The organism is Acidovorax sp., assembly GCF_047607405.1.
In the GTDB taxonomy this organism is placed as follows: Bacteria; Pseudomonadota; Gammaproteobacteria; order Burkholderiales; family Burkholderiaceae_C; genus Acidovorax.
Genome location: NZ_JASGDA010000088.1, coordinates 80,884 through 93,467 on the forward strand (window position 1 = coordinate 80,884; position 12,584 = coordinate 93,467).

General features: G+C 71.8%; 16 protein-coding genes. 9 read left to right on the forward strand and 7 right to left on the reverse strand.

Going from position 1 to position 12,584, the window contains the following annotated elements; genetic code table 11:
* The first annotated feature begins 145 nt into the window (after positions 1 to 145).
* Positions 146 to 448, forward strand: a complete 303-nt coding sequence (locus QM569_RS10405) for a hypothetical protein (protein WP_414987156.1) — start codon at positions 146 to 148, stop codon at positions 446 to 448.
* Here QM569_RS10405 and QM569_RS10410 read toward each other — a convergent pair.
* The 7 genes from QM569_RS10410 to QM569_RS10440 all read right to left on the reverse strand — a co-directional run bounded on the left by QM569_RS10410 (position 414) and on the right by QM569_RS10440 (position 7,074).
* Positions 414 to 1,088 carry a hypothetical protein gene (locus tag QM569_RS10410; RefSeq protein WP_414987157.1) on the reverse strand — a complete coding sequence of 225 codons (675 nt, stop codon included), beginning with the start codon at positions 1,086 to 1,088 and terminating at the stop codon, positions 414 to 416. The two genes, QM569_RS10405 and QM569_RS10410, sit on opposite strands and share 35 nt — an antisense overlap.
* Complete coding sequence (locus QM569_RS10415; RefSeq protein ID WP_414987158.1) at positions 1,085 to 2,065, reverse strand: MlaD family protein; 981 nt, start codon at positions 2,063 to 2,065, stop codon at positions 1,085 to 1,087. The genes QM569_RS10410 and QM569_RS10415 overlap by 4 nt, the downstream gene beginning before the upstream one ends.
* Positions 2,066 to 2,067: 2 nt before the next feature.
* A complete protein-coding gene (locus QM569_RS10420) occupies positions 2,068 to 2,868 on the reverse strand; it encodes an MlaE family ABC transporter permease (protein ID WP_414987159.1) in 801 nt (266 codons plus the stop codon).
* 82 nt (positions 2,869 to 2,950) lie between these two features.
* Positions 2,951 to 3,544 (reverse strand): DUF2894 domain-containing protein, encoded by a 594-nt coding sequence (locus QM569_RS10425; RefSeq protein ID WP_414987160.1) that lies wholly within the window; start codon positions 3,542 to 3,544, stop codon positions 2,951 to 2,953.
* Entirely contained in the window at positions 3,537 to 4,193 is a 657-nt protein-coding gene (locus QM569_RS10430; RefSeq protein ID WP_414987161.1) for an OmpA family protein, read from the reverse strand. The genes QM569_RS10425 and QM569_RS10430 overlap by 8 nt, the downstream gene beginning before the upstream one ends.
* Positions 4,190 to 6,295 carry a DUF802 domain-containing protein gene (locus QM569_RS10435; protein WP_414987162.1) on the reverse strand — a complete coding sequence of 702 codons (2,106 nt, stop codon included), beginning with the start codon at positions 6,293 to 6,295 and terminating at the stop codon, positions 4,190 to 4,192. Before QM569_RS10435 ends, QM569_RS10430 begins: the two co-directional genes overlap by 4 nt.
* On the reverse strand, positions 6,292 to 7,074 hold the full coding sequence (locus tag QM569_RS10440; RefSeq protein WP_414987163.1) for a DUF3348 family protein: 783 nt from the start codon (positions 7,072 to 7,074) through the stop codon (positions 6,292 to 6,294). Before QM569_RS10440 ends, QM569_RS10435 begins: the two co-directional genes overlap by 4 nt.
* A gap of 125 nt (positions 7,075 to 7,199) precedes the next feature.
* Between QM569_RS10440 and QM569_RS10445 the strand changes: the two genes are divergently transcribed.
* The 8 genes from QM569_RS10445 to QM569_RS10480 all read left to right on the forward strand — a co-directional run.
* Positions 7,200 to 7,811, forward strand: coding sequence for a YitT family protein (locus tag QM569_RS10445; protein ID WP_414987164.1), 612 nt, complete (start codon positions 7,200 to 7,202; stop codon positions 7,809 to 7,811).
* A 13-nt stretch (positions 7,812 to 7,824) separates the two neighbouring features.
* The gene (locus QM569_RS10450; protein ID WP_414987165.1) at positions 7,825 to 8,175 is read left to right on the forward strand and encodes a hypothetical protein; all 351 of its coding nucleotides are present in this window, start codon (positions 7,825 to 7,827) and stop codon (positions 8,173 to 8,175) included.
* Positions 8,176 to 8,268: 93 nt separating this feature from the next.
* A complete protein-coding gene (locus tag QM569_RS10455) occupies positions 8,269 to 8,556 on the forward strand; it encodes a hypothetical protein (RefSeq protein WP_414987166.1) in 288 nt (95 codons plus the stop codon).
* A complete protein-coding gene (locus QM569_RS10460; protein ID WP_414987167.1) occupies positions 8,553 to 9,920 on the forward strand; it encodes a TolC family protein in 1,368 nt (455 codons plus the stop codon). Before QM569_RS10455 ends, QM569_RS10460 begins: the two co-directional genes overlap by 4 nt.
* A 1-nt stretch (position 9,921) precedes the next feature.
* Positions 9,922 to 11,307, forward strand: a complete 1,386-nt coding sequence (locus QM569_RS10465; RefSeq protein WP_414987168.1) for a multicopper oxidase family protein — start codon at positions 9,922 to 9,924, stop codon at positions 11,305 to 11,307.
* Positions 11,308 to 11,390: 83 nt separating this feature from the next.
* A complete protein-coding gene (locus tag QM569_RS10470; protein ID WP_414987169.1) occupies positions 11,391 to 11,690 on the forward strand; it encodes a copper-binding protein in 300 nt (99 codons plus the stop codon).
* Positions 11,691 to 11,769: 79 nt separating this feature from the next.
* On the forward strand, positions 11,770 to 12,282 hold the full coding sequence (locus tag QM569_RS10475) for a sigma-70 family RNA polymerase sigma factor (RefSeq protein WP_414987170.1): 513 nt from the start codon (positions 11,770 to 11,772) through the stop codon (positions 12,280 to 12,282).
* The coding region (locus tag QM569_RS10480) for a DUF4880 domain-containing protein (protein WP_414987171.1) at positions 12,279 to 12,584 on the forward strand (306 nt) is incomplete at its 3' end. The genes QM569_RS10475 and QM569_RS10480, both read left to right, overlap by 4 nt.

A 12,584-nucleotide genomic window follows, 5' to 3' on the forward strand; every position in this document is an offset into this window, starting at 1 on the left:
GTTGTAGTAAAAACCATAGCATCGGAGTACCATCTGGCGCTGCGCACCACGGTTCCGTGGTTGCGCAAGAATGGAGGATGCGATCGTGACCCCACGTTTTCGAATCTCTGCCGCCCTGCTTTCCCTTTCAACCGCTGGCGTCTTGATGGCCGCCCTGCTGCCCGGCTGCAGCACCCCGCGCGACAGTTCGCTGGAAGAATTCGCGCGCTGGGAAGAAAGCGCGCGGGCCCAGGCCCAGGCGGGCCTGCTGCGCTGGAGCGAGTTCTACAAACAGAGCTTTGACCGGCTGACCGCCCTCCCCTCGTCCCTGCAGCAGGACACGCGGCTGGAGAACACCGTGCTGCTGCTGTCCACCGCGCGCAAGTACGAAGCGCGCGAACTCAGCGAGCAGCAGTTCGTGGCGGAGCGCAACATCATCGAGACCCAGTTGCAGTCCCGCCTGCGCTGAGTTCCACGACCGCCATGCGCCGACGCAGAGCAGCGGCGGCCTCTGCGTCGCCCGCCGCCTCGGCGCGCTGCGCCTGCACCGCAAGCCACGCCAGCAGCGGCCTGCGCCACCCCTCGGCGGACGCGGTGTCGGTGGCAGCGGTCAACACCGCCGGGCTGGCCCGCCCCGACTGGAACAGCACACCCGCCGCCACCAGGCGCGACAACGGGTCCTCGATCGCCGCCAGCGCTGCGGCGTCGCCCGATGCCGCGACCTTGCGCTGCGCTTCGGGCAGCAGCGGCACCTGTTGCGGCTGCGCACGGCCCGCCAGGTAGTCGGCATAGGCGCGCTCGGGCTCGACCGCGTCGGCGCGCAGGGCCTCGAACCCTTCGCACGGCCCCGGCGCCAGGCTGGCCACCAGCGCGGCGCAGCGCACCAGTTCCAGGCGGGCCAGCAGGTCCGGGCGGCCCGTGCGGGCGACCTCGGCACGGGCGCGATCCCATTCGAGCTTTTCCACGCGGGCATTGCCGGACAGGTAGGCCTCCACGGCCTTTTGCGCCGAGGCGTGGGCGTTCATCTGCCAGTCGGGCGCGGGCGGCTTGCTGGAGCACGCGGCCAGCAGCAGCGCCGTGCTGGCCATCAGAGTGACATATCGCTTCATGGCAGCTTGAGCTCCGTGTCCCGCGCGAAGGGCCATTTGCGGTTGATCTCGTTGACCAGGCTTTCGACCTTGCGCAGGTTGCTTTCGACTTCAGCGCGCAGCGCGCCCAGGTCGGTCGTGGCCTCGCGGGCGTTGGCGCCGATGGCCTGGGCTTCCACCAGCACGGCGTCCACTTTCCGCAGGCTGGCGCGGGTGTCGGCCAGCAGGCCGTTGAGCTGGGCGACGGTGGCGCGCACCTCGGGCACCAGGGCGTCCTTGCTGCCTTCGCTGCCGAACACCTGCTTGTCGGCCCGCGCCGCCATGCCGTCCAGCCGGGCCAGCAGGGCGTTGGTGCGCTCCAGCGTGGCGACGATCTTCTGGGCATCGGCTGGATTGCCCATGAGCACGCTTAAAGCGCCGCCGGGGCCGTTCAGGCGTTCGGTGAGCGCCTGCACGTTCGCCAGGGTGCCGCCCAGGGCCGCGTCCTGCGCGGTCAGGGCGTTGAGGTTGGACAGCAGCTCGCGCGCGGACGCCATGAGCTGCGGGATCTCGGCCGTGGCGTCGCCGCGCAGCACGGGGCGCACCGCGCCGTCAGGCAGGGGCTTGTCCTGCAGCATGCCGGTGTAGGCGCGGATGTTGGTGCCGCCCACGATGCCGCGCACCAGTGTGAACACGCTGGATTCGCGCAGCCAGTGCGCGTCCTTGCGCGGCACGTCCACGATGATGCGGGCGTTGCCCTCGTCGGCCAGCTCGATGCGGCGCACGCGGCCGATGGGGAAGCCCGAGAACGTCATGTCCATGCCCACGACCACGCCCTCGGAGTCGTCTGCGGTCAGGATCAGCGTCTGCGTGGGCTCGAAGACGCCGCGCGCGTACAGCAGGTACAGGCCCGAGCCCACGATGAGTGCCAGCGTGAACAGCAGCAGCGCGGCGGCCTTCAGCTCCAGGTGGGCGACGGGGCGCAGGGTCTCGACGGGGGGCGTTTCTTCGTGGTTCATGTCTAGTAATAGTTGCCCATGAGCGAAGCGACCTCGATCAGCAGCAGCACCGCGAACATGCGCGCCAGGCCGCCCAGTTCGGAATCGGGCTGGACGCGCTCGCCCGTGTCGTACAGGCCCGCCGCCATGGGGATGAGCGCCACGGCCAGGCTGAACAGCACGGTCTTGAGCACGAACACCAGGGTCACGCTGGGGCTGAACACCTGGCCGAACATGCGCGTATAGCCCGCCAGCCCGGCAGTGCTGAAGCCATAGACGCCCAGGTAGGCCAGCACCAGCGCCACCACGCACGACAGCGCCGCCAGCGTGATGCAGGCGAACACGCCCGCGATGACGCGCGGCAGCAGCTCGGTGCGCACCGGGTCAAAGCCGTGCGCGCGCAACGCGTCGAAGCGCCCGGTCTGCCGCAGGCGGGTGATCTGCGTGCCGTTGGGGATGGTGCAGCGCATGGCGACGAACAGCGCCGCCGTGAGCGGGATCAGCTCCAGCACCAGCATGCGGATCACCATCTCCAGCGCGTAGCGCGACAGGCCGTAGCTCAGCGCCGTGACGACCACGATGCGCGTGAGCACCAGGCTGATGAGCGCCGCCAGCGCCGTGAAGCCCAGCAGCACCGGCGCCGTGTCCAGGTACAAATGCCGCGCCAGCGCCCGGCGCGTGCCCCTGCCGTAGCTGGACGGCGACAGCACCAGCACCAGCACCACGGCCCCCAGGTACAGGATGCGCCACCACGCCACGGCCCAGCGCCGCGCGGTGTTCCACACACGTTCGGGCAGGGACAGGCCGGGCAGGCGGGCGATCATGGGCGGATCATAGCGGGGGCACTGAAAATATGAGTCTTTTTGGCCTCCAGCGCTTATCCAGCAAGCACAAGCAGCTATCAAATCAGGAGTTTTTGGCGATCTTGCGGCGCCCCTGCCGCAGCGGCGCCCTGGCCGCCTGCCGTGCCTGGGCCTGCTCCAGCCACAGCAGCGCGTCCATCTGCGCCAGGAACCGCCGCAGGTAGTCCGGCGACAGGCTGCGCATCAGCCCCAGCGAGCGCAGCATGAGCCTGTGCGGGTTCAGCGGCCCGGCGTTCTCGGGCGCGCGGTCCAGCGCCTGCACCACCTGTCGCTCGGCGCTGATGCGCGACCAGACCTCGCCGAACTGGCGCACGCTCTTCATGTCGGACGCGGCGGCGGCGCCTTGCACCATCGCCATGTCCGCATCGGCCTGGGCGCGGGCCTGCAATTCACGGTTGAGCTGGGCCAGGGGCGAATCGGCGGACGGCGGCACGTGCGCGGCCTGCGGCGCGGGGGCCTGCCGCGCCGCGTCGGCATAGGCCGTGGCGGCCTGGTGCAGACGCTCGCGCAGCAGGCGCTGCACGGGCTGCGGCTGCGCGGCCAGGCGTGCGGCCAGCGCCTCCAGGTAACGAAAGCGCACGGGGTCGTACACGTGCTGGCCCTCGGCCCGCAGGGCTTGCAGCGCAGCTTCACTCATGGCGCGCGGGCTGGGTATTGGACGCCCGGGGCACGGGCGCCATCTCCACGCGGCGGTTCTGCGCGCGGCCTTTTTCGTCGGCGTTGGATGCCACGGGCTGCTGCGCGCCAAACGCGGCGGCGAACACCTGCGGCGCGGGCATGCCCTCGTCGATCAGCGCCCGCGCCACGGTCAGCGCGCGCTGGGCCGACAGCTCCAGGTTGTCGGCAAAGCGCTGGTGGCTGCCCTGGCGCAACGCGGTGTTGTCGGTAAAGCCGCTCACCATCAGCATCTCGTCGCGCTCGCGCAGATAGACGCGCAGCGGCTGCACCAGGGTCTGGAGCAGTTGGCGGCCCTCGGCGCGCAGCTCGTCGGAGCCGGGGGCGAACAGCACGCTGCCGCTGATGCCGATGCGCCCGTCGTTCACCGTCACGCGCCCGCTGGCCAGGGGGCCCGCCAGGGCCTGTTCCAGCGCCATGCGGCGGCGCTCTTCCATCTGGCGCTTTTCCACCTCTTGCCGGAGGCTGGAAACCAGGTCGATCTGCACCACCAGCACGCCCACCAGCACCAGCACGAAGGCGCCCAGCAGCCCGGCCATGAGGTCGCCGAACACCGCCCAGACGGGGGCGGTCTGCTCCATGGCGTCGTCCATGTCGTCCAGGTGGGTCACGCGGCGGCCTCCAGCGCAGCGGCCTTGCCATGCCGACCATGCAATTGGCGCAGGTCTTCGACGATGCCCTGTTGCGAGGCAATGCTCAGGTCGATCACCTCGCGCGCCTGCGCGACGTAGTAGGCCAGTTGCTCGTCGCTGCGGGCCAGGGACTGGCCGATGGCGGCCTCGATGCGCTGCAGGCTCTCCAGCAGCCGGTCGCTGCCCGCCGTGAAGCGCTCCACGCCGTGACCAAAAGACTCACCGAGGCTCGCCAGCTCCACGCCGCTGGCGGCCACGTGCGCGGCCACCTCGTCGGCCTTGCCGGTCTGCGCCTGCAGCGCCTGGGCGAACTGCTGCGCGGCCTGCTCCAGCACCGCATTGGCGGAGCCCACCATCGACTCGATGGCCTCGCGCTGCTGCCCCGTGGCCGCGTTGACGGACTGCAGCAGCGCGCCCAACTGCTCCATCATGGCCGTGCGCTCGGCCAAGGCCGTGTAGTCGCGCTCGCCCATGCGCGCCATTTCCTGGCGCAGCTGGGTGATGACCTCGGCCGCCGCCTGGGGCACGCTGGCCGCCGTTTGCAGCAGGCGGGTGAGCGGCGCTTCCAGCGCCGTGCCCAGCGTGGACAGGTGCCCGGCCACCGCGGCCTGCAGTGCGTCCAGCCGCTGCACGGCGGCCTGGCCGCGCGCGGCCTCGTCGTCGCGCAGGGCGGCCAGCTCGGTACGCCACACGCCCGCCAGGGCGTCCATGCGCTCGGCCTGGGCCTCGGCCCATTGCGCCTCGGTGTCGCGGCGCGCTTGGGCCAGGGCGTCGGACTGCTCCAGCCAGCGGGCCGTGCCGTCCTGCAGGCGCGCAATCTGATCGCCCATGCGCTCGGCCAGGCCCTGCTGCTGGGCCGCGAAGGCGCGGGCCATGCCGTCCAGGGATTCGTTCCAGAGCGCCAGGCGCTGCTGGTCGGCAACCGCTTGCGCGGACTGGGCGCCGGTGACCGTCTCTTGCAGTGCGGTCAGCAGGGCGCTGGAGCGCTGCTCGAACGCCTGCGTGACCGAGCGCAGCGCACCTTCCAGCCCTGCCGTCAATTGTTCCTGCCCCTGCGCGTGGCTGTGCAGCGCGGTCGTCCAGGTCTGGGCCACCTGCCGGGCCGTGCCTTCCCACTGGGCCGAGAGGGTGCGCATCTGCCCTTCCGTGGATGCGCGCAGCCGCTCGTGCGACTGCTGCGACTCTTGCGCCAAGGCGGCCATGGCCTGCTCCACCACGGGGCGGATGGCGTCGCCCGCCAGCCGGGCGCTGGCGGCCAGGCTGTCCTGCAGCGATGCGCCCACGGTGCTGGCGAGCTGCGTGTAGGCGGACGATGCCTCGCGGTGAAAGCCCTGCTGCTGGGCCAGCAGCTCTGCGTTCAGCGCATCGTGGCGGCGCTCCAGCCCTTCCATCAGGCCCTGCAGGCGCTCGGCGATCAGCGGCAGCGCCTGGGCCTGGGCCTGCAATGCCTGCAAGGTCTCGTCGCTGCGGTGGCGGGCCGAGAACGGCCTGAAACGGGTGGGAATGCGCGCGTCCAGCAGGCGCAGCGCGGCCAGCCGCTCGCGCCGGGCCATGGCCAGCAGCAGGCCCAGCATGGCGGACGCCGCCACCCCGGCCACCGAGGTGCCGAACGACAGGCCCAGGCCCTTGATGGGCTCGGCCAGCGCCGCGCGAATCGACTCCAGGCTGGTGGAAGTCTCCAGCGCGAACACGGCACCCTTGAAGGTGACCACCATGCCCAAAAAGGTGCCCAGCATGCCCAGCATGACCAGCAGGCCCACCAGGTACGGCGCCAGCGCCGGGCCGGGCCAGGCGGCGCGCCCGCCCTCGATGCGCTGGCGCACGGGGTTGCGCAGCGGCGCGGGCAGGCCGTCCAGCCACGCGCCCAGGTCGGCGGGCGGGGCTTCGTCGGCCAGCGCTGTGTGCAGGGCCAGCGTGGCGCGGCGAAAGCGCAACAGTTCCAGCGCGCCCAGCGCATAGACGGCGCCGATCAGCACCGTCATCGCCAGGGCCAGCGGGCTGGTGCCCACGAAACCCCAGCCCACCCAGGCCACCACGGCCAAACCCGCGGCGAAGGCGGCCACCATCACACTCTTGTTCATTCCTGTGCTTCCAATGTCATGTTCTTTGCGTTGCGGGCCGCTTCCAGCAGGCCCGTGACGGGCTCCAGGCGCACGTGCATCTCCGCCAGCAAAAGCGCCTGCAGGTCGCGCTCGAAGGTGGCCAGCCAGCCGCCGCCGTCGCGCCAGCGGCGCGGTTCGTCGTCTTGCCCCAGGGCCTGCAGCCGCTCCTGGTGCGTCTGACGCAGTTGGGCGAAGCGCCGCTCCAGATGCCCCGGCAGCGCAGCCCACAGCCGCTGCTCGCGCGGGGCCGCCATCTGCTCCATTACCGCGTCCAGCACCGCCAGTTGCCGCAGGGCGCGCGGGCCTTGCGCCAGCGCCTGGCGCACCTGGGCGCGCAGGGCCTGCAGCCGGGCATCCATCTGCTTTTGCAGGGCCAGGTAGCGCGGGGCATGCTGGGCAAAGTCGGCCTCTGCCGCCGGGTCGGGGGCGGCGGCGCGGGTGTTGTCGGCGCGCTCGCGCAGCGGTTTCGGGGGCGTGGGCGGGGCCGAGGCCAGGGCGATCAGCTCGGCGCGGGTGTGCTGGAAGGCGGATTCCAGCGCGTCCACGTCCGGCAGGCGCCCAAGGTCGGCGGGCAGCGCCTCGATGGCGTGCAGCGAGCGGCCCAGGGTGACGGCGTCCACCGTGCTCAGCCACTGGCCCAGTTGCTCGGCCACGTCCCCCGGCGCGGGCGCGGGCGCAGCGCCGCCTGCCTGCGTCCATTGCGCGAGCAAGGCGACCAGTCGGGAGCTGTGGAGTCGGTGGTGGCGGGGCGGAGACATCCCGTGCGGGCAAAAACCAGCTATTTTCGCAGGATTGCCCAGCGCCCCTTGACCCACGGCAACGGCGGCACGCGGCTTGCATGGTCCAATGCGCTGTCTTTCAACCCACTTGCCTGTTTTGTGCCATGCCCCAACCGCCCGCCGCCGTCCCGCACACGCCCATGGAAGACGCGTTCGCCATCTTCACCGGCGTGCTGCTCATCTCCGTGGGCGTGGCTTTCTTCACCAGCGCGGGGCTGCTCACGGGCGGCACGGCGGGGCTGGCCTTTTTGCTGCACTACGCCACGGGCATCGGCTTCGGCAAGATCTTCTTCGTGCTCAACCTGCCCTTCTACTGGCTGGCCCTGCGCAAGCTGGGGCGGGCGTTCACGGTCAAGACCTTCATCGCCGTGGCGCTGCTGTCGCTGCTGACCGAGTTGCAGGCGCATTTCCTGCAGTTCGCGCAATTGCAGCCGCTCTATGCCGCCGTCGCGGGCGGGCTGATCACGGGCACGGGCTTTTTGGTGCTGTTCCGCCACCGCTGCAGCCTGGGCGGCATAGGCATTGCAGCGCTGTACCTGCAAGACCGCTACGGCTGGCGCGCGGGCAAGGTGCAGATGGCCGTGGACTGTGCCATCGTGCTGCTGGCGCTGTGGACGGTGGAGCCGCTGCGCGTGGCCTGGTCCGTGGCGGGCGCCGTGGCGCTGAACCTGGTGCTGGCGATGAACCACCGGCCTGGGCGGTATATGGCGACCTAGCTATCATCAAGGGATGCGTCGCGGCCTTTATTTCGTGTTGATGGTGGTGCTGGTCCTGCGCGGACTGGCGGGCTCCGCCATGGCTGCGGGCGTGCTGCCCGCTGTGGATGCGCCGCACCACGGCCACCACACCGCAGCAGCGGCGCAGCATGACAGCCACCACGGCGGCGGCGCCGACTGCGCCGCGCACGACGGCCAGGCCGCCAGCGCCTGCTCGGCCTGCGGCATCTGCCATTCGGCCATGCTGGATGCCCCCACGGTGCTGGCGCAGGCCGCCGCCATCACCGCCAGCGCCCTGCCCGACGCCTGCGCGCGGTTCGAGAGCGCCCCGCCAGCGCCCGCCATCAAACCGCCCATTTCCTGATCTCCAACGCCCGAAGTGCGTCTGCCGCAGCCCGGGCCGCCTGCGCCGGGCGGCAGCGCCATGCCCTTTTCGTTCGTTGCCTGGAGATCCCCCATGCGAGCCCTCTCGCCCCTGACCTGCCTGCTCGTCCCCGTGCTGTCGCTCGCCCAGCCTGCCGCCGACCCCGGCGCGGCCACGGCGCCCTTGAACCACCCTGCGCTCCCGCTGCCCGCCGCCCCGCTGGCGCCGCAGCCCTGGCGCGAAGCCAACGAGGCCGTGGCCGCCTTCCCGCGCGGCCATGCCGACATCGTGGCCTGGGAAGCGCGCCAGCGCGCGTCGGCCCAGGCGCACGAAGGCCACGATCACGATCACCGCACCGCCCCCGCGAAAGGCCAGCCATGAACGCCCGCCTTGGCTGCATGCTGGCCGCCGCTGCCGTGCTGGCGGGCTGCGCCAGCGTCTCCCCCGACGGCCTGCGCGGCGACGTGGCCGAACTGGCGGCCCGGCACACCGGCGGCGCCGCGCTGCCCAGCGCCGACCCCGCCGCCCGCGCCCAGGCCGACGAATCCATCCGCGACGGGCTTTCCCGCCCGCTGGACCAGGACACCGCCGTGCGCATCGCCCTGCTCAACAACCCTGGCCTGCAGGCCCGGCTGGCCGCTTTGGGTGTGGCCGATGCCGAGCGCGTGCAGGCCATCACCCTGCCCAACCCGCACCTGTCGCTGGCGCGCCTGAAGAACGGCCATGAACGCGAGATCGAGCGCAGCCTGGCCTTCGGCCTGCTCGACCTCGTCACCCTGCCCTGGCGCACCGAGCGCCAGGCCGAGCGCATTCAGATCGCCACCCTGCAGGCCGCGCAGGACGTGGTGGCCCTGGCGGCGGACACCCGCCGCGCCTGGCTGCGCGCCGTGGCGGCCGAGCAGGTCGCCGCCACGCACGAGCGCATGGCCGACGCCGCCGAGGCCGGTGCCGAGCTGGCCCGCCGCATGGTCAGCGTGGGCCACTGGAGCCGCCTGCAGCAAGCCCGCGAACAGGCCGTGCTGCACGAGGCCACCCGCCAGCGCGCCCGCGCCCAACTGGCCGCCGCCACCGCGCGCGAGCAGCTGAACCAGCGCCTGGGCCTGTGGGGCACGCAGGCGCAATACACCTTGGCCGCGCAACTGCCCCCGCTCCCGGCGGACGCCCTGCCCGCCGACGGCATCGAGGCCACGGCCCTGCGCGAGCGCCTGGACGTGCAGGCCGCCCGCCGCCAGCTCGACACCCTGGCCCGCCAGCAGGGCTGGAGCCGCGCGGGCGCCGTGTTCGGCGACCTGGGCCTGGCCTGGCAGCGCAACACCGCCACCGACCGTGCCACGGGCCACCGCGACATCACGCGCGGCTGGGCGCTGGACCTGCCCCTGCCCCTGTTCGACTGGGGCGGCGCCGCGCGCACCCGCGCCCAGGCCCAGCTGGAGCAAAGCGCCGCGCAGTTGCAGGACACCGCCGTGCGCGCCCGCGCCGAGGTGCGCGCCGCCTGGCGCACCTACCGCACGGCGCTCGACCTGGCGCGCCAGCAGCAGGCCGAGGTGCTGCCCCTGCGCCAGCTCATCGCCGACGAGACCACGCTGCGCTACAACGGCATGCTGGCCAGCGTGTGGGAGCTGCTGGCCGAGGCGCGCAACAGCGCCCAGGCCGTCGCCAGCGCCATCGAGGCCCAGCGCGACTTCTGGCTGGCCGAAACCGACCTGCAACTGGCCCTGACCGGCACCACTTCCCAAGGCCAATGACATGAACCGCCGCAATTTTTTCTCCGGCGCGGCCACTGCCGTGGCTGCCGCATCCGTGGGCCGCACGGCCCTGGCCGCGCTGCCCGAGCCCGCCCAGCAATCCAGCGCCGACACCGCGCCCCCGCTGCACCCGCCCACCGGCCGCCCCTACGACCCCGTGGTCACCCTCAACGGCTGGACGGCCCCCTGGCGCATGAACGCGGGCGTCAAGGAATTCCACCTGGTGGCCGAGCCCGTGGTGCGCGAAGTCGCGCCCGGCTTCCTGGTCAACATGTGGGGCTACAACGGGCAGAGCCCCGGCCCGACCATCGAGGTGGTCGAGGGCGACCGCGTGCGCATCTTCGTCACCAACCGCCTGCCCGAGCACACCACCGTCCACTGGCACGGCCAGCGCCTGCCCAACGGCATGGACGGCGTGGGCGGCCTCACGCAGCCGCACATCCCGCCGGGCAAGACCTTCGTCTATGAGTTCACCGCGCGCCGCCCCGGCACCTTCATGTACCACCCGCACGCCGACGAAATGGTGCAGATGGCCATGGGCATGATGGGCCTGTGGATCACCCACCCCAAGGCCGCGCACCCGCACATCGCCCGCGTGCAGCGCGACTACGCCTTCCTGCTCTCCGCCTACGACGTGGAGCCAGGCGCGAAGACTCCGCGCGTCAACGAGATGACGGACTTCAACATCTGGACGTTCAACAGCCGCGTGTTCCCCGCCATCAGCCCGCTGGTGGCACGCCAGGGCGAGCGCGTGCGCATCCGCGTGGGCAACCTCACCATGACCAACCACCCCATCCACCTGCACGGCCACGAGTTCGAGGTGACGGGCACCGACGGCGGCCCGGTGCCCAAGGCCGCCCGCTGGCCCGAGGTGACCACCGACGTGGCCGTGGGCCAGATGCGCCAGGTCGAGCTGATCGCCGACGAGCCCGGCGACTGGGCCCTGCACTGCCACAAGAGCCACCACACCATGGGCGCCATGGGGCACGACGTGCCCACCATGATCGGCATCGACCACCGGGGCCTGGTCGGCAAGATCCAGAAGATCGTGCCCGACTACATGGTCATGGGCGAACGCGGCATGGCCGACATGGGCGCCATGGAAATGCCCCTGCCCGACAACACCCACCCCATGATGACCGGCACCGGCCCCTTCGGCCCGCTGGAGATGGGCGGCATGTTCACCACCCTCAAGGTGCGCGCCGACCTGGCGGCGGGCGACTGGCGCGACCCCGGCGACTACCACCACCCCGGCGACACCGTGGCCCGCGCGTGGACGGGCGATTGGACGGGCGAGAGCGCCCCAGAGCCGCCCCGCCAGGCCGCACCCGGCCACGCGCCCGCCGCGCCCAGCGTGCGCAAACCCGGCCCTGGGCACCACCACTGAAAACTATCAAATTCATAGCTGCTTGCGCCTTCTGGATAAGCGCTGGAGGCACTTTTCATTCATATTTTTTCAGGAGAGAAACCATGCACTACCCCACCCGCCGCCAATGCCTCGCGGCCCTGGCCGCCAGCGCCGCCCTGCCCACGCTGGCCGCCAGCGACCAGCCCCTCACCGAAGGCGAAGTGGTGCGCTGGGACCCGCACACGCAGAAAATCACCCTGCGACACGGCGAGATCAAGAACCTGGGCATGCCGCCCATGACCATGGTCTTTCGCGTGCCGGACCCTCCCGCTCTGCCGCTGGCACCCGGCAGCAAAGTGCGCTTCAGGGCCGAGCAGCAGCAAGGGGCCTTCGTGGTCACGCACATCGAGGCGGCGCCCTGAGAGCATGAACACGCTCTAACACTCGCAGGCGGCCCCGGCGGCAGATAGAATTGATGACAATTCTCATTTGCATATCGCCTTGTCCGCCGACCTCGACGCCCTCGCGCCCCCTCTGGACATCGGCGCAATGCACCGGCACCACCACCGCTGGCTCGTGGGCTGGCTGCAAGCGCGCCTGCGCAATCGCGCCGACGCCGCCGACCTTGCGCAAGACGTGTTCCTGCGCCTGCTGCGCCAGCCCGAGCCACAGGCGCCGCGAGCGCCGCGCGCCTATCTCGCCACCATCGCGCAGCGCCTGGCCCTCAACCTGCACCGCCGCCGCAGCCTGGAGCAGGCCTACCTCGACGCGCTGGCCGCCCTGCCCCCGGACGCCATGCCCTCGCCCGAAGACCAGCTCGCGCTGCGCCAGGCCGTGGCCGAGATCGACGACACCCTGAGCGCCCTGGGCCCCAAGGTCAAGCGCGCCTTCCTGCTCGCGCAGTTTGATGGCCTGGGCTATGCCGCCATCGCGCAGCAGCTCGGCGTCACGCCGCGCACCGTGGTCAGCTACGTGGCCCGGGCCATGGCGCAATGCTGCCTGCGCGCGCCATGACACAGCCTGCCCGCCCGGCTAACGACGACGCCCGCCGCCGCGCCATCGAGGAAGCCGCCCGCTGGTACGCCCGCATGCTGCCCGGCGCGCACGACCTGGGCGAAGACGCCGCCCAGGTGCGCCAGGGCTTCGAGCGCTGGCTCGCCGCCGCCACGCACCACGAGCAGGCCTGGCACGCCGTGCAGGCCGTGGGTACGCGCCTGGATGCCGTGCCCCCGCGCATCGCCAGCGCCGTGCTGGGCCGCCCCGCCACCGCACGGCGCGGCGTGCTCCGCGGGCTGGCCGTGGCCGCCACCGGCGGC